Annotated in this window: 18 protein-coding genes, 1 tRNA gene and 1 pseudogene; 14 read left to right on the top strand and 6 right to left on the bottom strand. The window is 73.6% G+C overall.

Annotation, left to right across the window (positions count from 1 at the left end; all coding sequences use genetic code 11):
* Positions 1-84 precede the first annotated feature (84 nt).
* Together LG943_RS19395 and LG943_RS19390 are read left to right on the top strand one after the other, a co-directional pair.
* Complete coding sequence (locus LG943_RS19395; RefSeq protein WP_270073740.1) at positions 85-1,278, top strand: PucR family transcriptional regulator; 1,194 nt, start codon at positions 85-87, stop codon at positions 1,276-1,278.
* Positions 1,279-1,761: 483 nt separating this feature from the next.
* The gene (locus LG943_RS19390; RefSeq protein ID WP_408648616.1) at positions 1,762-2,595 is read left to right on the top strand and encodes a hypothetical protein; all 834 of its coding nucleotides are present in this window, start codon (positions 1,762-1,764) and stop codon (positions 2,593-2,595) included.
* A 153-nt stretch (positions 2,596-2,748) separates the two neighbouring features.
* On the opposite strand, the gene LG943_RS19385 is transcribed toward LG943_RS19390, so the two are convergent.
* The 3 genes from LG943_RS19385 to LG943_RS19375 form a co-directional block, all read right to left on the bottom strand.
* Positions 2,749-3,732 (bottom strand): NAD(P)-dependent alcohol dehydrogenase, encoded by a 984-nt coding sequence (locus LG943_RS19385; RefSeq protein WP_270073736.1) that lies wholly within the window; start codon positions 3,730-3,732, stop codon positions 2,749-2,751.
* 303 nt (positions 3,733-4,035) lie between these two features.
* Entirely contained in the window at positions 4,036-4,734 is a 699-nt protein-coding gene (locus tag LG943_RS19380) for a TetR/AcrR family transcriptional regulator (protein ID WP_270073735.1), read from the bottom strand.
* Between the two features lie 153 nt (positions 4,735-4,887).
* Positions 4,888-5,592, bottom strand: coding sequence for a GntR family transcriptional regulator (locus tag LG943_RS19375; RefSeq protein WP_270073734.1), 705 nt, complete (start codon positions 5,590-5,592; stop codon positions 4,888-4,890).
* Between the two features lie 222 nt (positions 5,593-5,814).
* Here LG943_RS19375 and LG943_RS19370 point away from each other — a divergent pair, with 222 nt between their 5' ends.
* The 5 genes from LG943_RS19370 (at position 5,815) to LG943_RS19350 (ending at position 10,457) form a co-directional block, all read left to right on the top strand.
* A complete protein-coding gene (locus LG943_RS19370) occupies positions 5,815-7,059 on the top strand; it encodes an NRAMP family divalent metal transporter (protein WP_270073733.1) in 1,245 nt (414 codons plus the stop codon).
* A 157-nt stretch (positions 7,060-7,216) separates the two neighbouring features.
* The gene (locus LG943_RS19365; protein ID WP_270073732.1) at positions 7,217-7,984 is read left to right on the top strand and encodes a LamB/YcsF family protein; all 768 of its coding nucleotides are present in this window, start codon (positions 7,217-7,219) and stop codon (positions 7,982-7,984) included.
* Positions 7,985-8,048: 64 nt separating this feature from the next.
* A complete protein-coding gene (locus tag LG943_RS19360; protein ID WP_270073731.1) occupies positions 8,049-8,660 on the top strand; it encodes a 5-oxoprolinase subunit B family protein in 612 nt (203 codons plus the stop codon).
* Positions 8,661-8,713: 53 nt separating this feature from the next.
* Complete coding sequence (locus tag LG943_RS19355) at positions 8,714-9,568, top strand: 5-oxoprolinase subunit C family protein (RefSeq protein ID WP_270073739.1); 855 nt, start codon at positions 8,714-8,716, stop codon at positions 9,566-9,568.
* Between the two features lie 79 nt (positions 9,569-9,647).
* On the top strand, positions 9,648-10,457 hold the full coding sequence (locus LG943_RS19350) for a putative hydro-lyase (RefSeq protein WP_270073730.1): 810 nt from the start codon (positions 9,648-9,650) through the stop codon (positions 10,455-10,457).
* A gap of 2,218 nt (positions 10,458-12,675) precedes the next feature.
* On the opposite strand, the pseudogene LG943_RS19345 reads toward LG943_RS19350, so the two are convergent.
* Positions 12,676-13,710: pseudogene (locus LG943_RS19345) on the bottom strand (DUF7800 domain-containing protein); the annotation flags it as partial.
* 187 nt (positions 13,711-13,897) lie between these two features.
* Here LG943_RS19345 and LG943_RS19340 point away from each other — a divergent pair.
* The 4 genes from LG943_RS19340 to LG943_RS19325 all read left to right on the top strand — a co-directional run bounded on the left by LG943_RS19340 (position 13,898) and on the right by LG943_RS19325 (position 15,721).
* Positions 13,898-14,311, top strand: coding sequence for a YjbQ family protein (locus tag LG943_RS19340; protein ID WP_270073729.1), 414 nt, complete (start codon positions 13,898-13,900; stop codon positions 14,309-14,311).
* A 183-nt stretch (positions 14,312-14,494) separates the two neighbouring features.
* Positions 14,495-14,926: a DUF3052 domain-containing protein gene (locus LG943_RS19335; RefSeq protein ID WP_270073728.1), complete on the top strand. Its 432-nt coding sequence runs from the start codon at positions 14,495-14,497 to the stop codon at positions 14,924-14,926.
* Positions 14,927-15,099: 173 nt separating this feature from the next.
* Positions 15,100-15,579, top strand: coding sequence for a peroxiredoxin (locus LG943_RS19330; RefSeq protein WP_270073727.1), 480 nt, complete (start codon positions 15,100-15,102; stop codon positions 15,577-15,579).
* Between the two features lie 68 nt (positions 15,580-15,647).
* Positions 15,648-15,721, top strand: a tRNA-Val gene (locus LG943_RS19325).
* A gap of 148 nt (positions 15,722-15,869) precedes the next feature.
* On the opposite strand, the gene LG943_RS27690 is transcribed toward LG943_RS19325, so the two are convergent.
* The gene (locus LG943_RS27690) at positions 15,870-16,043 is read right to left on the bottom strand and encodes a WCX domain-containing protein (RefSeq protein ID WP_333486397.1); all 174 of its coding nucleotides are present in this window, start codon (positions 16,041-16,043) and stop codon (positions 15,870-15,872) included.
* On the opposite strand from LG943_RS27690, the gene LG943_RS19320 reads away from it, so the two are divergent.
* The 3 genes from LG943_RS19320 to LG943_RS19310 all read left to right on the top strand — a co-directional run bounded on the left by LG943_RS19320 (position 16,020) and on the right by LG943_RS19310 (position 17,970).
* A complete protein-coding gene (locus tag LG943_RS19320; protein WP_270073726.1) occupies positions 16,020-16,316 on the top strand; it encodes an alpha/beta fold hydrolase in 297 nt (98 codons plus the stop codon). The two genes, LG943_RS27690 and LG943_RS19320, sit on opposite strands and share 24 nt — an antisense overlap.
* A gap of 113 nt (positions 16,317-16,429) precedes the next feature.
* Positions 16,430-16,762 (top strand): hypothetical protein, encoded by a 333-nt coding sequence (locus tag LG943_RS19315; protein ID WP_270073725.1) that lies wholly within the window; start codon positions 16,430-16,432, stop codon positions 16,760-16,762.
* 185 nt (positions 16,763-16,947) lie between these two features.
* Positions 16,948-17,970: a hypothetical protein gene (locus LG943_RS19310; RefSeq protein ID WP_270073724.1), complete on the top strand. Its 1,023-nt coding sequence runs from the start codon at positions 16,948-16,950 to the stop codon at positions 17,968-17,970.
* Between the two features lie 112 nt (positions 17,971-18,082).
* Here LG943_RS19310 and LG943_RS19305 read toward each other — a convergent pair whose 3' ends face one another.
* A complete protein-coding gene (locus LG943_RS19305) occupies positions 18,083-18,442 on the bottom strand; it encodes a nucleotide pyrophosphohydrolase (protein WP_270073723.1) in 360 nt (119 codons plus the stop codon).
* Between the last annotated feature and the right edge of the window lie 4 nt (positions 18,443-18,446).

Raw genomic sequence — 18,446 nt, 5'->3', positions numbered from 1 at the left:
GACCGCCCGCCCGGGGTCCGCGCGGCGCCCGCGCGCGCCGGGTGGTGCCACCCTAGGAGCGTGACCACGGAATCCGCAGAGCAGATGCCGCCCGAGCCGCACGGCGACGACGCCGTGCGCGCCGCCACCGTGCGCCGCCTGGAGGGCGCCATGGGCACCCTGGGCACCGCCGCGGTGGCGCGCATGGAGCGGCGGCTGTCCTGGTTCCGCCGGATGTCGGCCGAGGACCGCTCCTGGGTGGGGCTGGTGGCGCAGTCGGGCGTGGCGGCGTTCGTGGACTGGTTCAAGAACCCCGCGCGCGGGCGGCCCGCCATCACCGTGGAGGTGTTCGGCACCGCGCCGCGCGAGCTGACCCGCTCGGTCACCCTCCAGCAGACCGTCGACATGATCCGCGTGGTCATCGACGTCGTGGAGAACCAGGTCGAGGACCTGGCCGCGCCCGGCGGCGAGCAGCAGTTGCGGGAGGCGGTGCTGCGCTACACCCGCGAGGTCGCCTTCAGCTCCGCCAAGATCTACGCGCGGGCCGCCGAGGCGCGCGGCGCCTGGGACGAGCGGCTGGAGGCCCTGGTGGTCGACGCCCTGCTGCACGGCGACCGCGAGGAGGGGCTGGAGACCTGGGGCTCGGCGCTGGGGTGGTCGCGCACGCCCGTGCTGGCGCTGGCCGGCGGGCTGGGGGAGGACCCCGACAGCACGCTGGAGGACCTGCGCGCGGCGGCGCGGCGGGCCGGCCACGACGTCCTGGCGGGGGTGCAGGGCGAGCGGGTGATCGCGGTCATCGGCATCAGCGAGAAGCTGAGCGGCGACTCCGCCCCGTTGCAGGCGGCCGAGCCGCTGGCCGGGCTGTTCGGGCCGGGGCCGATCGTGCTGGGTCCGGCGGTGGGCGACCTGCGGGTGGCCGGGCACTCGGTGCGCGCGGCGGTCAACGGCCTGCGCGCCGCCATCGCCTGGCCCGACGCGCCCCGCCCGGTGCGCGCCGAGGACCTGCTGCCCGAGCGGGCGCTGGAGGGCGACACCGCGGCCCGCCGCCAACTGGTCGAGGAGGTCTACCTGCCGCTGCGCAACGCTGGCTCGCCGCTGCTGGACACCCTGTCGGTCTACCTGGAGCACGCCTCGTCGCTGGAGGCCACGGCGCGGATGCTGTTCGTGCACCCCAACACGGTGCGCTACCGCCTCAACCGCATCACCGAGCTGACCGGGCACGCCCCCGCCGACGGCCGGGGCTCCTTCGTGCTGCGCGTCGCGGTGACCCTGGGGCGGCTCTCGGAGCGGGCGACGTAGGGGGACGCCAGGGCGCGCGAAGGGACGCGGAGGCGCGCGGTCGGCCCGCCGCGATCAGTGGGCGCGCCGGGGATTGAGGCCGGGTTCAGGGGGGACAAAGGGGAGGATCGTCCATGCGGCGGGACCTCTCCCTCCGGCCGCGGCCGCCGCCCGGCGGCCGCCGGTGTGCCGGTGACCGAACCTTGGGCCAAAGGCAGTTGAAGAGTGTGAACCCGCGGCCCGCCTCCCGCGTCCACACCTGCGGGAAGTCCGCACAAGCGGGCACGGGGCCACCGAAAAGCGGATACCTTATTCGGCGGGTGGTAGGTCACGGTTTCCGTGTCCGCGCGGCACGGCTCCCCGGCCGTGCGCGCCGGGGGCGCGCACCCGCGCGAGCGCCGAGGGGACTCCCACTCGCACGCATGGTGGAGCACGAGTATTGGGGGGTGTTGGGCAGTGGTCATCGGTCGGGTCAGAACGCTGTACTCCAGGTTGTCGGCGGCTGTGAGACGGCCGACGGAATCCGGGCAGCTTTGGCGCCAGGTCCTCTTCTTCCTTCCGGCGCCCATCCCGATCCTCGCCGTGGTCGCGCTCCTGGTGGGCGGACAGTTCTCGGCGCCGGGCGTGACCATCCTCCTCTCCGGCTCGGTGGCCGTGGCCTCGCTGCTGCTGGCCGTCATGGTGCAGCCCACCCCCCTGCCCGAAGGGCTCTCGGCCGAGGCGTCGGTGCGCCGCTCGCTGCACCGCTTCCGCCAGATCACCGCGCTGCGGATCGCCCTGGCGCTGACCCCCGTGGTCGTGGGCGCGGGCTCCTCCATCGCCGGCGGCGGCATGTTCCCCCTCCTCGCCGCGCTCGTGCTGGCCTGGCCGCAGCTCGTGCTGGCCTCGCCCACCTTCTTCACCATCACCCGCGCCCGCCGCGCCATGGAGGGCTGGGGCACCAAGGCCTACCTGTGGGCGGCGCTGGCCCAGCCCGCTCCCGTGGAGTGGCCCATCGTCACGCCGGTGGCCGCGCGCTACCGCGCCTGGCGCGCGCGGCGCGGCCAGGCCCAGGGCGCCGGGTCCGACGACTCCGAGGCCGCCGCGGACCCCTCCGCCGACCACGACCCCGACTCCTCCGGGGCCGGCCCCCTCGGCGACACCGGCCTGCCCGAGCGCCTGGCGGTCCCCAGCGCCTACCCCAAGACCGAGCCCGCCCACGTCATCCCCGGCTTCGCCGCCGCCTCCGCGATGCCGGCGCAGGCACGGCGCATCCTGCGGTCCACCCGCCCCCAGCGGCGCAAGAACGGCCCCGGCCGCGGCAGCCCCCGGCCCAAGGCGCCCCAGACCAAGAACTGAGGGCCGGCGCGGCCCGCACCCACGTGGGGGGCCGGCGCGGACGGGCAACCGTCCGCGCCGGCCCCTTTTCCTGTGCGTGGTGATGTGCGTGCGGGTGGGCGGCGGGGTGCGCGCGGCTCGCGGATGTGCGTGCGGCGCGGCGGGTGCGGGTCCTCAGCCGGTGACCACGACCTTGCCGGGGGAGTGGCCCGCCTCCTGGTAGGCGACCGCGGCGGGGATCTCGGCGAAGGGGTAGGTGCGGTCGATGACCGGGGTCAACCGGCCCCGGGTGAGCAGGTCCGCCAGTTCGCGCAGCCGCCGGGGCGTGCGCGCCGGCGTGAAGACGTCGGCGCTGAGCATGCGCTGGGGCACGAACGGGTTGAGCGCGGCCACCCCCAGCACGTGCCCGGCGGGCTGCACCCACCGCCCGGCCGGCCCGCCCACGGCCACCAGCGTGCCCTTGGGGGTCAGCGCCCGGCGGCAGGTCCAGCCCGATCGGCTGCCGGCGATGTCCACCAGCAGGTCGAAGCGGGCGGCGCCGCGGGTGAAGTCGGCGCAAGTGTAGTCGATGACCTCCTCGGCGCCCAGGGAGCGCACGAGGTCGGCGTTGTGCGGGCCGCAGACGCCGGTGACCCGGCCCCCGTAGGCGGCGGCGAGCTGGACGGCGAACGTGCCCACGCCGCCCGAGGCGCCGTTGACGCAGACGCGCATGCCGGGCCGCAGCGCCGCGCCGTCGTCCAGGGCGGCCAGCGCGGTGCAGGCCGCCAGGGGCACCGCCGCGGCCTGCTCGAAGGTGAGGTTGGCCGGCTTGGGGGCGAGTTCGTCGGTGCGGACGCACGCGTACTCGGCGAAGCCGCCGCCCCGGACGAGCGCGTAGACCTCGTCGCCCACGGCCACGCCGGTGGCGCCGGGCCCGAGCGCCTCGACGCGCCCGGCGATGTCGGCGCCGAGCACCTGAACCGCCGGGCGGCGCAGCCCCACGGTGCCCATCAGCCGGGCGACGCGCGGCTCGCCGCGCATGAGGTGCCAGTCGTAGGGGTTGACGGACGTGGCGTGGACGCGGACGAGGACCTCGCCCTCCCCGGGGACCGGGACGTCGACGTCGGTGAAGTCGAGGGATTCGGGCGGGCCGAACGAGCGAAGGACGAACGCCTTCATGGGGGGTTCCTGTCCGCCGCGCGGTGCGCGACTGGGTTGTACGCCGTAGGTCGATCTTACGACGTAAGCTTGTCTTACGCAGTAAGCTAGTCGTACGCCGTAAGACGGTCAAGGGGAGAAGTAAGGAGGCACGGGCGTGGCCGGGCTGCCGCCGGTCGGCGGGGCGGCCGGCCGGGGTGCCGACAGGGCGAAGGCGGCGGGTGGAGCGGGTGGTTCGGGCGCGCGGTCAGCGGTGCCCGGGGCGGGTGGCCGGGGAGGCGTCAGGGCGGCGGACGGCGGTCCTCCACCGCCGCCGGTGCCCCGTCACCGGTCGCGCAGGCGGTCCAGGCCGTCGAGGATGATGTCGAGACCGAACTCGAACTCCGCCTGGTCGTCGCACCAGCCCAGCGTGGAGTCGGGGTCGTCGTGGGCGATCTCGGCGACCATCGCGGTGAGGTGGGGCAGTTGCTCGGCCATCTCGGGGGGCACCTCGGCGCCGGAGGCGTCGCCGCCGGCCGGGTCGAACAGCTCCTGGGCGAAGCCCAGCGCCCGGCTGCCCAGGGCGTGCAGCGCGTGGTGGCCCAGGTCGTAGGAGAACCCGCCCTGGCGCATGAGCCCCAGCAGGCCGTCGTAGTAGCGGACCACCGCCGGGCTGGTGGCCGTGCGGCTCTGGAACAGGGCGGGCGCCCAGGGGTGGCGCAGCAGCACCTCGCGTGCGGTCAGGATGCGCCGCCGCACGGCCTGCTTCCAGGCGGCGCCGGCGGCGGGGGTGTCCAGGGTCTCGACGGTCTCATAGATCTCGGTGGCCACCACGTCCAGGATGCCGTCGAGGACGTCGCCCTTGTTGGCGACGTGGTGGTAGAGCGACATGGCCTCGGCGCCCAGCTCCTCGGCGAGGCGGCGCATGGTCAGCGCCGCCACCCCGTGGTCGTCGGCGAGCCGGACCGCCGCCCGCAGCACCCGGGTCCTGCTGAGCGGGATCCGGTACTGGGCGTCGGGCTCGGCGAAGGCGGCCACGCGCATCACCCCTTTCCGGCGGTCATCGTACCCAGGCGGCCATCGGGCGGGTGGCGGCCCCAGAGCGGGCGGACGCGCCGCGCGGAGGGGCCGCCGGGGGGCGAACGGTCGCGCCGCGTGCGCGAGTACATCGGCTCAGCGGCACAGCGGCACAGCGGCTCAGTCGCGCCGCGCGAGCCCCGTGAAGGCGTCGAGGAGTTGGCGCTCGGCGATGTCGAAGTAGCCCGCCAGCTCCTCGGCGGCGGTGTCGAACGCCCCGGCCGCCATCAGCTCGTAGATGGCGCGGTTGCGGTCGAGGTAGGGCTCGTAGAACTCGCGCGGGGCCGCCATCACGTGGAAGACCAGCCGCAGCTCGGCCAGGATCTGGCGCATCATCTCGTCGATGCGCGGGCTGCCCACCAGGCCGCCGACCGCCCGGTGGAACGCCATGTTGGCGGTGCCGATGCCCTCCCAGTCGCCGCGCTCGCGGGCGCGCTCGCCCTGCTCCACGGCCGCGCCGATGGCGGCGACCGCCTCGGGCGGGGCGTCCCCGCCGGCGCGCACCGCGCCCAGTTCCACGGTGCGGCGCACCCGGAAGAGGTCCACCACGTCGGCGGCGTCGGGCTTGGCGACGAACACGCCCCGGTTGAACTCGTGGACCAGCAGGCGCTCGTGGCCCAGCAGCCGGAACGCCTCGCGCAGGGTGTTGCGGGAGACGCGGAACTTCTTGCCGATGCGCTCCTCGGACAGCCGCGCGCCCGGGGCGAGGACGCCGTCGATGATGTGGCCGCGCAGCAGGTCGGCCACGCGCTCGGCGGTACTGGACCGTTCCAGCTCCCCTCCGACGTCGGGGAGGTTGTCGATCCAGTCGCCGGTGGCGGTCACGCGCGCGCTCCTCATCGTGCGGGGGGTCCTACCACTTCATTGTCGCGGATCGCGGCGCAGCGACGCACGGGGATCGGGCCGAGCGCGGTAACACGGAGTTAACCGGCGCGCCCATGGCCACCATTGGAGTATTGAAGTATTGTTCAACAATCAAAGTGGTGGCCGTCTCACCTCGCCGTGGCCGACTCACCGCTTGGCACATCCATCCCCTGGAGGCTTTGCATGAGCGAAACCCCCGAGGCCACGCGGCGGCCCTCCCGGACCCGCCGCGTCGTCATCAGCAGCGGTCTGCTCGGCGCGATGTTCCTGATGGCCACCAGCGCCATCGGCCCCGGGTTCATCACCCAGACCACCGACTTCACCGCGCGGCTGGGCGCCACCTTCGCCTTCGCGATCCTCGTGTCGATCTTCGTGGACGTCGCGGTCCAGTTGAACATCTGGCGGGTCATCGGCGTGGCCGGCATGCGCGCCCAGGACCTGGCCAACAAGGTCCTGCCGGGCGCCGGCTACGTGCTGGCCGCGCTCGTGGTCTTCGGCGGCGCCGTGTTCAACGTCGGCAACATCGCCGGCACCGCGCTGGGCCTGGACGCCCTCGCCGGCGTGGACCTGCGCGTGGGCGCCACGGTGTCGGCGCTCATCGCCATCGCCGTGTTCGTCATGCGCGGCGCCGGGGCGGCCCTGGACCGCATCCTCGTGGTGCTGGGCGTGGTCATGATCGGGCTGACCCTCTACGTCGCCCTGGTCTCCGACCCGCCCGTGGGCGAGGCGCTGCGCCAGTCGGTGATGCCCGACCGGCTCGACGGCGACCTGTTCCTGGCCACGGTCACCATCATCGGCGGCACGGTCGGCGGCTACATCACCTACGCCGGCGCGCACCGCCTCATCGACAGCGGCCAGACCGGGGTCGACAACGTCGACGCCGTCAGCCGCTCCTCGATCATCGGGGTGCTGGTCACCGGCCTCATGCGGGTGCTGCTGTTCCTGGCGGTGCTGGGCGTGGTGACCGGCGGCGCGGCGATCCTGGACTCGCCCAACGCCCCCGCCGAGGCGTTCGCCCACGCGGCGGGCGACCTGGGCCGGCGGCTGTTCGGCGTGATCATGTGGGCGGCCGCCATCAGCTCGGTCATCGGCGCCTCCTACACCTCGGTGTCCTTCGTGGCGACCTTCACGCCCTGGACGAGCCGCAACCGCAACTGGCTGGTCGCCGGGTTCATCGCCGTCTGCCTGGTGCTGTTCCTGACCCTGGGCCAGGCGCCGCAGACCCTGCTCATCATGGCCGGCGCGCTCAACGGCCTGATCCTGCCGGTGGGCATGGGGATCATGCTCTGGGTCGCCGCCCGCCGCCGCGACCTGCTGAACGGCTACCGCTACCCCAAGTGGCTGCTGGTGGTCGGCGTGCTGGCGTGGCTGCTGACCGTCTACATCGCCGTCAACTCCCTGGGCGGAATCGCCGCCCTGTGGCAGTGAGCCGGCGGTGACCCGGCGGTGAGCCGCCGCCGGCCGGGCGCCGACCCGGTGCCGACCGGCGCGCCGCCGGCGCGATAGGCGGCGGACGGTGCGGGTTACCCCGCACCGTCCGCCTGGTATGAGCCTGTATGGGGCAACTGAGAGGAGAGACCGCCAGGTGCGCATCGACCTCAACTCCGACCTCGGCGAGAGCTTCGGCCGCTGGGAACTCGGCGACGACGCCGCGCTGCTGGAGATCGTCACCAGCGCCAACGTCGCCTGCGGGTTCCACGCCGGCGACCCGACCGTGCTGCGCGAGACCTGCGAGCGCGCCGCCGAGCGCGGCGTGGCCATCGGCGCGCAGGTGGGCTACCGCGACCTCGCGGGGTTCGGGCGCCGGTTCATCGACGTCCCGCCGCGCGAGCTGACCAACGACGTCCTCTACCAGTTGGGCGCGCTGGAGGCCATGGCGCGCGTGGCCGGGCAGCGGGTGCGCTACGTCAAGCCGCACGGCGCGCTCTACAACGCCATCGTGCACCACGAGGACCAGGCGGCGGCCGTGGCCGAGGCCGTGGCGCGCTACGACGCCGCGCTGCCGGTGCTGGGCCTGCCGGGCTCGGTGTGGCTGCGCCGCGCCGAGGAGGCGGGGCTGCGCACGGTGCGCGAGGCGTTCGCCGACCGCGCCTACACCCCCGAGGGGACGTTGGTGTCGCGGCGCGAGCCCGGCGCGGTCCTGCACGACCCCGACCAGATCGCCGAGCGGTGCCTGCGCATGGTGCGCGGGGAGCCCGTGGAGGCGGTCGACGGCACCCCGATCCGCATCGAGGCCGACTCGCTGTGCGTGCACGGCGACAGCCCCGGCGCGGTGCGCATCGCCCAGGCGGTCGCCGACCGGCTGCGCGAGGCGGGGGTGCGCATCACGCCGTTCACCGGCGCCGCCGCCTAGCGGCGGCGCCAACGTGCGGGGGCGGTGGAAGGCGGTTGTCGCGGATGCGAAGGGGGACGGTGCGTTGCGCGTGCTGAACTGCGCGGACTGGGGGGTGCTCGTCGAGGTCGGGGGCCTCGACGAGGCGCTGGCCCTCCAGGCGGCGCTGGAGGAGCGGCGGCCGGACGGTGTCACCGACATCGTCCCGGCCGCCCGCACCGTGCTGCTGCGGGTCGAACCCGGGCGCACCGACCCGGCGGCCGTGGCGCGGGCGGTGCGCGGCCTGCGGCCCCGGCCCGGCCGCCGCGCCGACGCCGGCGAACTGGAGGTGCCCGTCCACTACGACGGCGCCGACCTCGCCGACATCGCCGCCCACCTGGGCATGTCCCAGCGCGAGGTGGTCGCCGCCCACACCGCCGCCACCTGGACCGTCGCCTTCTGCGGCTTCGCACCCGGGTTCGGCTACATGGTCAGCGACGACCCCCGGTTCCACCTGCCGCGCCGCTCGGAGGCCCGCACCCGCGTCCCGACGGGTGCGGTGGCGCTGGCGGGGGAGTTCACCGGGGTCTACCCGCGCAGCTCGCCGGGCGGCTGGCAGCTCCTGGGCCGCACCGACCTCGTCGTGTGGGACACCGACCGCGACCCGCCCGCGCTGCTGCGGCCCGGGGTGCGGGTGCGGTTCCGGGAGGCGCCGTGAGCACCCTGGCCGCGCCGGCGGGACCCACCACACTCCAGGAGGAGAAGGCGCCGATGGCGGCGGTCGAGGTGCTGCGCACCGGAATGGGCACCACCGTGCAGGACGCGGGCCGCTACGGGCACGCCCACCTTGGCATCGGCCGCTCGGGGGCGGCCGACGCCGCCTCCTACGCGCTGGCCAACCGGCTGGTCGCCAACCCGGTCGGCGCCGCCGCGCTGGAGGTCGTCCTGGGCGGGCTGCGGCTGCGCGCGCGGGGGGCGGTCACCGTCGCGGTGACCGGGGCGCCCTGCCCGGTCGCCATCGACGGCCGGGGCGCGGCCACCGACACCGTGCTGCACCTGCCCGACGGCGCCGAACTGGACCTGGGCACACCCGCCACCGGGCTGCGCAGCTACGTGGCGGTGCGCGGCGGCATCGACGTCGCGCCCGTGCTGGGCTCGCGCAGCACCGACACCCTGGCCGGCCTGGGACCGCCCGCGCCCCGGCCCGGCACGGTGCTGCCCGTGGGCCCGGCCCCGCGCGCCTTCCCGGCGGCCGACTGGGCCGCCCACCCGCCCGTGGGCGCCGCCGAGATGGACCTGCGGGTGGTGCTGGGGCCGCGCGCCGACTGGTTCACCGACGACGCCGTGGCGGTGCTGCTGGGGTCGGCCTACGAGGTGACCCCGCGCAGCGACCGCGTCGGCGCGCGCCTGGCGGGCCCCGCCCTGGCGCGCCGCGAGCACGGCGAACTGCCCAGCGAGGGCATGGTGCCCGGGTCGCTCCAGATCCCGCCGGAGGGCGAACCGGTGCTGTTCCTCACCGACCATCCGGTGACCGGGGGCTACCCGGTCATCGCCGTGGTGGTGGCCGCCGACGTGGCGCGGGCGGCGCAGGCGCGCCCCGGCACCCGGCTGCGCTTCCACCTGTAAGCGGCGCGGCCCCGTGGCCCGCGCCGCTCCCGGCACCCGTCCCGGCCGCCACCGGCCGCGCACGAAAGGACCGACCGCCATGGCAGACACCGACACCCTCCACGCCCCCGCCGACCCCGCCGCGCTGAGCCCCGAGGAGGCGCGGGCGCTGTTCCGCGCGGGACTGCGGGTCCCCACGGCGGGCTACGCCGCCGGGTACGCCCAGGCCAACCTCATCGCCCTGCCGCGCGACCTGGCGTTCGACTTCCTGCTGTTCGCCCAGCGCAACCCCAAGGCGTGCCCGGTGCTGGACGTCACCGAGCCGGGTGAGACCTCGGCGTCGATCTTCGCCGGCGACCTGCGCACCGACCTGCCCGCCTACCGGGTCTACCGCCACGGCGAACCGGCGGGGGAGTTCACCGACGTGCGGGAGCTGTGGCGGCCCGACCTGGTGGCGTTCCTCATCGGGTGCAGCTTCACGTTCGAGACGCCGATGCTCCAGGCCGACATCCCGGTGCGCCACATCGAGGCCGGGACCAACGTCGCGATGTTCCGCACCAACCGGCCCTGCCGCCCGGCGGGGCGGCTGGAGGGGCCCATGGTGGTGTCGATGCGGCCCATCCCGGCCGACCAGGTGGCCGACGCGGTGCGGATCACCTCGCGCTACCCCTCGGTGCACGGCGCGCCCGTGCACGTGGGCGACCCCGCCACCCTGGGGATCGCCGACCTGGACCGGCCCGACTTCGGCGACCCGGTCGAGGTGCTGCCGGGCGAGGTGCCGGTGTTCTGGGCGTGCGGGGTCACCCCCCAGGCGGCGGTGATGGCCTCCAAGCCGGAGTTCGCGATCGGGCACGCCCCGGGGCACATGGCGATCACCGACGCGCGCGACAGCGACTACCAGGTGCCCTAGCCCGGCGCCCGGCCCGCGCCCCGGTCCGCCGGGGGCGGCGGGCCCCGGTCCGGCCGCGCGGCGTGGGGGCGCGCGGCCGGACCGGGGCACCGCCGGCCGGTCAGTCGGTGAGGCGGTGGCGCGCCAGTTCGCGGACCTTGGGGCGGGGGGACTCGTTGGGCGTCAGCCGCTTCACCGTGGCCTTGACGATGGGGGAGTGGGACCACACCACCTCCGCCCGGCGTCCGTCGAGGGACAGGGTCGCCAGGGAGTTGTCGTACCAGGGGCCGCCGTCGAGCCGCCAGTCGATCACGGGCGGGCGCACCCCGGCGGCCCGCGCCATCCACCCGCCGATCACGCCGGTGATGCCGCGCACGCTCAGCCAGGTCATGCGGCGCAGCATCGGCGGCATCCAGTTGCACGTGGGCGAGCACACCAGTTGGGCGATGCGGGTGCCCCCGGGGCGGTCGCCGGCGGGCGTGCGGGCGCGCGCCAGGTAGGAGAAGTGGACGTCGCCGCCCAGGAACAGCACGCTGGCCGGCGGCGCGCCGCGCTCACCGGCGGCCACCCGCAGCACGGAGTCGGTGATGGAGTGGAACGAGTGCTGGAAGGCCGCCCAGTGCTCCAGGTCGACCCCCTGGCGGACGGCCTCGCCGGGCCCGCGCAGGCCCGCACCCCACGCGCCCGCGCACACGGCCTCGTTCCAGGCTTCGAGGTGGTGCACGCCCTTGGGCAGGAGGAACGGCAGCGTGCTGGCGATGACCAGGTGGTCGACGTCGCCGGTGAGCTGGTCGTCCAGCCAGGCGGCGCTCTGGGGGTCGAGCATGCTGCGCCGGGAGTCGTCCTCGACGATGCGCCCGCAGCGCGTGTCGACCATCAGCAGCCGGTTGCGGCCGATGTCGAACCGGAAGCTCCAGCGGTAGCTGTCGGGTTCGAGGTGCGCCCGCCAGGCGAAGTCGTCCACGACGGAGGCGGCGTCGCCGCCCCCGGGCGCCGCGATGTGCCCCTCGGCCGCCTGGAGGCCCTCCAGAGGCGCCGGGGCGGCCGGCGCGGGGTGGTCGACGGGCACCGCCTCGCTGACACCGCCGTCGCCGTCGCCGCCGTCGCCGGCGGCGCGCTCCTCGCGGGCGGACTCGACCCCGCCGGAGGCGGGCGCGCCGGACGCGGTGTCCCCGGGCGCGGGTGCGCCCGGGGAGGCCGTCATTGGGCCGTCGGCCAACTGGGGAACGGGCGCGGTGGGTTCGTCGGGCGCGGCCACCGCGCCCTCGGCGGCACCTTCGACGGGATGTCCGGCAGGCCCGTCGGCGGCCGGGGAGGACGGGGCCGCCGGCTTCTCGGGAAGCTGGGGGATGAGGGCCGTAGGAGCGTCGTCGCCCTCGGAGTCGGCCGGAGCGCCCGGTGAGCCGGAAACCTGCGGCAGGGGAGCCGTCGGCGGCGTAGGCCCACTCGCGTCGCCGGAGGTGCCCGTGGCACCTCCGGCGTGGGGAATCCGCGGCAGCGCCGCCGTAGGCGGCACGGCGTCGGCGCCTTCGCCGCCTTCGTCCCCAACCGCCTCAACCCGCTCAGCGGCGTCCTTCGGCCCCGCAGCCGCCGGTTCCTCGGAAAGCGCGGGGATGAGAGCGGTGGGTTGGTCGTCGCCGCCCCCGCCGCCCTCGACGGCGGAGCCGCCACCGTCATCGCCGTGGCCGGCCGGTTCCGCCGGAAGCGGGGAGATGAGCGCGGTCGGCTCTTCGTCGGCCTGCTCGGCGGCAGCCGTTCCAGCGCCGTCGCCGCCGGTCGGGATTCCCGCACTTCCGGCAGGAGCCTCACCTGGGTCGGTCCCCTCCCGTGCGGTGGCAGGTTCCGCCGGAAGCGGAGGGATGAGCGCGGTGGGCTCTTCGCCGGTCTGCTCGGAAGCCTGCTCGGCCTCGGCCGTTCCAGTGCCGTCGCCGCCGGTCGGGGCGCTCGGGCTCTCGGCGCCCTCGCCGGGGTCGGCGCCCTCGCTGCCGGTCGCGGCCGATTCTGCCGAGAGCGGGGGGATGAGTGCGGTGGGCTCTTCGTCGGTCTGCTCGGAAGGCTGCTCGGCCTCGGCCGTTCCAGTGCCGTCGCGACCGGCCGGGACACCCGGATTCGCGGAAGCGGAAGGTGTCGCGGACTCGGTCTCGTGGCGGGCTTCCAGGCCGGCGGCCTCGTCGTCGTCGGCCGCCGTCTCCGCCGCGGCCGCGGTCGCCGCCCTGATCGCGGGCTCCACCGCCACCGCGCCGCCGGCCTCGGTGACCTGCCGCAGGACCGGATCGGCGGCGCGGAGGTCCGGGTGGAGGTTGCCCAGGTGCTGGTAGATCCAGTAGGCGCCCAGGCCCGAGGTGATGCGGCGCTGCCACCACTGGTTGTCGGCCATCTTGCGGCGCCACGCGCCCGAGGTGTTCCAGTCGTCGCGGATGTCGTGGTCGTCGAACAGCATCAGGGTGGGCACGGTGGACAGCAGCCACCGGATGTCGGGGTCCGACCACGCCTGGCGGTACAGCTCCGCGTACTCCTCGAACGACACCACCTCGCCGTCGGGCGGGGTGGGGCCGGTGTCGCGCACGCGCGCGTCGTTGCGGCGGCGGCGCAGGTAGTCCTTCATCTCCGGCTGGAGTTCGTCGGCGTAGACCTGGTCACCGATGAGCAGCAGCAGAGAGGGCTCGGCCTCCTCGTCGCCGGGCGCCGTGGCGGTCATGGCGCCCCGCACACTCCGCTCCATGCCGCGCACGCTTCGCTCCATGCTCTGCACGCCCCGCACCTGGGGCGCCCCGCCCGCGCCCGGACCTTCCCCACCGGTGCCCGAGGCAGCGGCCGCGGGGGAGGTCCCGCCGGCCGCCCGCCGGGCGGCGGCCAGCCGCAGCGCGTAGGCGCGCAGCATGTCCACCCCGTAGCGCAGCACCGCCCGCTTGGAGTGGTCGGTGGGGGTGTGGCAGGAGCCGAACAGCATGCGGGTGGGCGACTGCGGGTCCAGGGTGGTGATTAGGCTCGGCGGATGGGCGGCTCCGGGCGCGGTGGACCGGTCGGTCTGCGACAGCGGCCACACCACCTCATCGTCGAGCCGCACGGTGTAGGGCAGCGCGGTGCCGCGCGGCAGGCCGCGCAGGTCGCACAGCGCGTAGTGGTGGCCGTGCACGGTGAACGTGCGGGCGTGGGCGGTGTGCTGTCCGGCCGTGACCGTGACGCGGCAGGGCGCGTCCGTCTCGACCCAGATGGTCGCCGTCGTGTCCGTGACGTGCCGCAGCATCGGGCCGAGGCGCAGACCGGTGGCCACTGTCACCCCCTGGTTGCCGTGGTGCCGGGGCGGGGCCTCGCCCGCGTCCGACCTTTCGCACTGAGTATGGCCGCCGCAAGTCACGGGTCGCACCTTCGGTTCCGCGCCTGTGGACAGCACAGGGGGTGCGGACCTCCGGCACCTGCGGATGGTTGAAGGGCACGGCAACGTGGGTAATCGTTGCCGCATGCGGACAAAACTTCTCGACCTGCACACGGGCGGGTCGGAGAGCATCACCGACCTGACCGGCATGTGCCGCGACTTCGTCGCCGAGACGGGCGGCGACGGCCTGCTGCACGTCTTCGTGCCGCACGCCACAGCCGGCGTGGCCGTCATCGAGCTGGGGGCCGGGTCCGACGACGACCTCCTGGCGGCCCTGCGCGACCTGCTGCCGCCGGACGACCGGTGGCGCCACAAGCACGGCTCGCGCGGGCACGGCCGCGACCACGTGATGCCCGCGTTCATCCCGCCCTACGCCACCCTCCCGGTGGTGGGCGGCCGGATCGAGCTGGGCACCTGGCAGTCGATCGCCCTGGTAGACCTCAACGGTGACAATCCGGACCGCCAAGTCCGCCTCTCGTTCTTGACGGGCGCCGCATAGCGGCCAGGATGGTAGGAGCGGTACACAGCAGGGCACATGCGCGTTGACGGATCAGGTCCCCAGCGTGTGAACTTAGCCCTCAACAGCGGGTCGCCCCGGTGGACGGGACCGCGCCCGGCCGGTCCGCCGCTGAACAGACGCGCGGACGGCCAGAGATTGAAGAACTTGTGGAGGAGGACTTTCGTGAGCGCGACCGCGGGTCAGGCACAAAGTGAACGTGGCCTGGCCGATCGACTCGGGTTCAAACCGGGTCAGGTGGTGCAGGAGTTCGGGTTCGACGACGACGTGGACGAGAAGCTCCGTGCGTCGATCGCCGAATGCACCGGCGAAGAGTTGGTCGATGAGGACTACGACGGCGTCGTGGACGCCGCGCTGCTGTGGTGGCGCAGCGACGAGGAGGACGACCTCACCGACGTCCTGGTCGACGTGCTCGGCGCCGTCGAGGGCGGCGGCATCATCCTGGTGCTGACCCCCAAGCCGGGGCGGGAGGGCCATGTCGCGCCGAGCGACGTCGCCGAGGCGGCCACCACTGCGGGCCTGTCGCAGACCAGCGCCATCAGCGCCGGCCCGGACTGGTCGGGCACCCGGCTCGTCGCACCGAAGATGCAGCGCTAGCCCGCACCGTCCGAACCCTGGACGGCCTTGCCGTGAGCGGTCTTGCCCTAGGGTGAACCGCGGTGGGAGTGCCGTCCGCTGGCAGTGGCGGGCGGCACCCGTGGAATGCCCGAACGCCGACCGCCCCGTGCCCGCGGACTCGCGGCCGGGCCGCAGAGGTAGGTAAGGAACCCATGCCGATCGAACCCGGCCGGCCCGTCGAACCCGGCCAGCCCGCGCCCGACTTCGAGCTGGCCGACCAGCACGGCCAGACGGTGCGCCTGGCCGACTTCCGCGGCCGCAAGAACGTCGTGCTGGTGTTCTACCCCTTGGCGTTCTCGGGCGTGTGCGAGGGCGAGATGTGCGCGCTGCGCGACAACATCGCCGAGTTGGAGAACGAGCACGTGCAACTGCTCACGGTGTCGGTGGACTCCATGTTCGCCCACCGCGCCTGGGCCGACCGCGAGAACCTCACCTACCCCCTCCTGTCGGACTTCTGGCCGCACGGCGAGACCGCGCGGGCCTACGGCGTGTTCGACGAGAAACGCGGCGTCGCGGTGCGCGGCACCTTCCTCATCGACAAGGAGGGCGTGGTCCGCTGGTCGGTCGTCAACCCGATCTCCCAACCAAGGGACATCGACGACTACCGCAAGGCCCTGACCGCCCTCCCCTAACCCGCAGCCCCCGCCCCACCCCGAAGACCCGGTACAATCTGCGTTCACCGGGTCTCACCGAGACATCCGGGCGTGTAGCTCAGTTGGTCAGAGCCCCCGCCTTACAAGCGGGTGGTCGGAGGTTCGAGTCCTCTCGCGCCCACACATCCCTACCTGTCCTAATAGCGCCCCCGGCCTGCGAAAACAGGCCGGGGGCGTTGCCGTGCGTCAGCGGCTGCTGATGGCTGGCCCCGGACGTCAGTGGGAATCCACGGCCAAGCAACGGCCACGTTCTGCGGCCCGGTCAGGTGTTACGGGCAGGCGTCCGCGAGGCGGGCGGACAGGGCGCGGATGTGGGCGACGAGTTCGGGAGGCTCGTGCACGGTGAAGGGCGCGCCCAAAGTCCCCACGTACAGTGCCAGTTCGTCGAGCGAGTCCGAGCCGCAGGTCAGCGTGCACGTGTGTGGGGTGGTGGGCTCGACCACTCACGCCGTAGCACCCACGGCTGGCCCGGCTCGGTCGTGGAGTTCCTCGACCTGATCGAGCCGCCCTCGCGCGACTTCCACCTGGTCATCCCGTCGATACCCGGGTTCGGCTTCTCCGGGCCCACTGCGGAGGCGGGCTGGACGACCCGGCGGATCGCACGGACGTGGGCCGAGCTGATGCGCCGCCTGGGCTACGACCGGTACGGCGCGCAGGGCGGCGACTTCGGCGGCGGCATCTCCCGCGCCCTGGGCCTGCTTGCCCCGAGTTCATGAACGAGGCCGGCGGCTACATCGCCATCCAGTCCACCCGGCCGCGCACCCTGGCCTACGGCCTCATCCATTCGGCCGCCGGGCAGTTGGCCTAGGGCGTCGGCAAGATCCGCGACATGACGGACCTGGCCAAGGACCTTCCGCACGAGGCGGTCGACCAGGACCTCCTGCTCACCAACGTCTCGATCTACTGGTTCACCGGCACGGCCGGCACCTCGGCGGAGTTGTACTACGAGGACGGACAGGACTGGGGCCAGGAGGAGACCTCGCCGGTGCCGACGGGGGTCAGCCTGTTCACCGTCCAGGACATCGCCCTGCGCCGCGACGAGGAGCGCACCAACAACATCACCTTCTGGGCCGACCACGACCGAGGCGGCCACTTCGCCGCCATGGAGGCCCCCGACCGGCTGCTCGCCGACATCCGGGAGTTCTTCGGTCGCTACCGCTGACAAACGCGCCGGCGCCGGCGGCCACCCCGGCGGCGGTTTCCGCCACATGCACGGCGGCGTGTGGCGGGCAGCCGTTGCCCGTCGGGCGTCGGCACGGCAGCATGTGCCGCACACCCAAGCATCGGGACGGCGCGAGCAATGATTGAAAAGCGCTAGCGCGATCTGGTTCGGAGAGAAGGGCAGCAATGCTGAGAGTGGTCATCCAGCCGTCCTATGGAAACCCCGCCGCGCGACGTCACTGGCATGACACGCTCGATCAGGAGGTGGATTTCAAGGCGCCCCACCGGTGGGAGTTGCTGACTTCCGCGCAGCGGGACCGCTTGCTCGAAGCGCACCCCGGAGGTACAGCCCGCTTCTGGGGGGCGACCAAGGTGCACGACAAGAAGATGGAGATTCTGTCGAGCGGTGACGTCGTTCTCTTCACGGGGCAGAAGTACGTGCGCGGCGTCGGCGAGATGGGAGCCATCTTCCGGAACGCGGATTTCGCGGACACGCTGTGGAACCCGGATCCGGCCAACGGTGCTTGGCGGAACGTCTACAGCCTGGCCTCGTTCTCTCCCGTTATGATTCCGTACGAAGAAATATGGGAGTTGCCGGGGTTCAATCACGGCGACAATTTCATGGGCATGCGTGTACTTCGCGGCGACAAGGCCGAGGAGATCCTGAGGGGCCTCCATATCGAGACCGACGTCGAACGGGAAGTCAAGGACGATCTGGATCATGGGATAACGAAGACCGTCGTCCGCGAAACCGTGGTGGTCGAGCTTGAGGGCATGCACGTCAAGAGCACGACTTATACCCGCGAAGCCGGTGAGGTTGTCGCCCGCCGCGCGGAGTCGATGCTCGTGCGGGAGTACCTCGCCACCCGGCAGGATGTCCAATGGAAGAGACTGAGCACCCCGGCGGGTCTCACCGACATTTACCTGAGTGGCGCGCAGGGGACCGAGCTGATCGAGGCCAAGAGCGATATCGGTGTTCGCTATGTCCGTGAGGCGCTGGCCCAGTTGCTCGATTACATTCCCCATGCGCCCCGGCCGCTGGATCGGATGACTGCGCTTTTCCCGGAGCAGCCGGAGGCACGGCACATTGAACTGCTGCATCGGTACGGAATCGGATGTACTTTTCGCGTGGCGCCGGGGGTGTTCGAGCACATGGAGCCCGCGGGTGAGTCGCGGGAGCAGATGCGCAAGTTGTGGTTCGCCACCTAGCGGAGGGGCGGCTCCCAGTGGCCTGCACCGAGGCAGCCCCGAAGTACAGGGGTCAGTCGCCCACGGTCGCGGCGCACTGGTCCTGCGTACCCCCTCGGAGTGGGGGCGCGCTTCACGGCTGCTCGAAGGCCGTGTACTTCGCGGACGAACCGCGGGCGTGTTCGGTGGGGTAGCGCTTCCTGTTGAGTTCGACCTTGTCGCGCAGGGCCTGGTCCAGGTCTACGTCCAGGACGTCGGCGAGGCGGAGGAGGTAGGAGAACACGTCGGCCATCTCCTGGCGTACGGCCTCGGCCCGGTGGGGGTCCGCCATGACTCTGGCGGAGTCCTCCGGGGTCAGCCACTGGAACTCGGCGGCGAGTTCGCCGGCCTCGCCCACCAAAGCCATGGCCAGGTTCTTGGGAGTGTGGAACTGGCCCCAGTCCCGTTCGTGCGCGAAATCGGCCAGCAGCGCCTGCAGAGAGGAGATCACCATGGCT

Source organism: Streptomonospora mangrovi (assembly GCF_027604915.1).
GTDB lineage: Bacteria > Actinomycetota > Actinomycetes > Streptosporangiales > Streptosporangiaceae > Streptomonospora > Streptomonospora mangrovi.
Note: the sequence above shows the minus strand (reverse complement) of the source record. Positions and strands in the feature narration are given on the sequence as shown.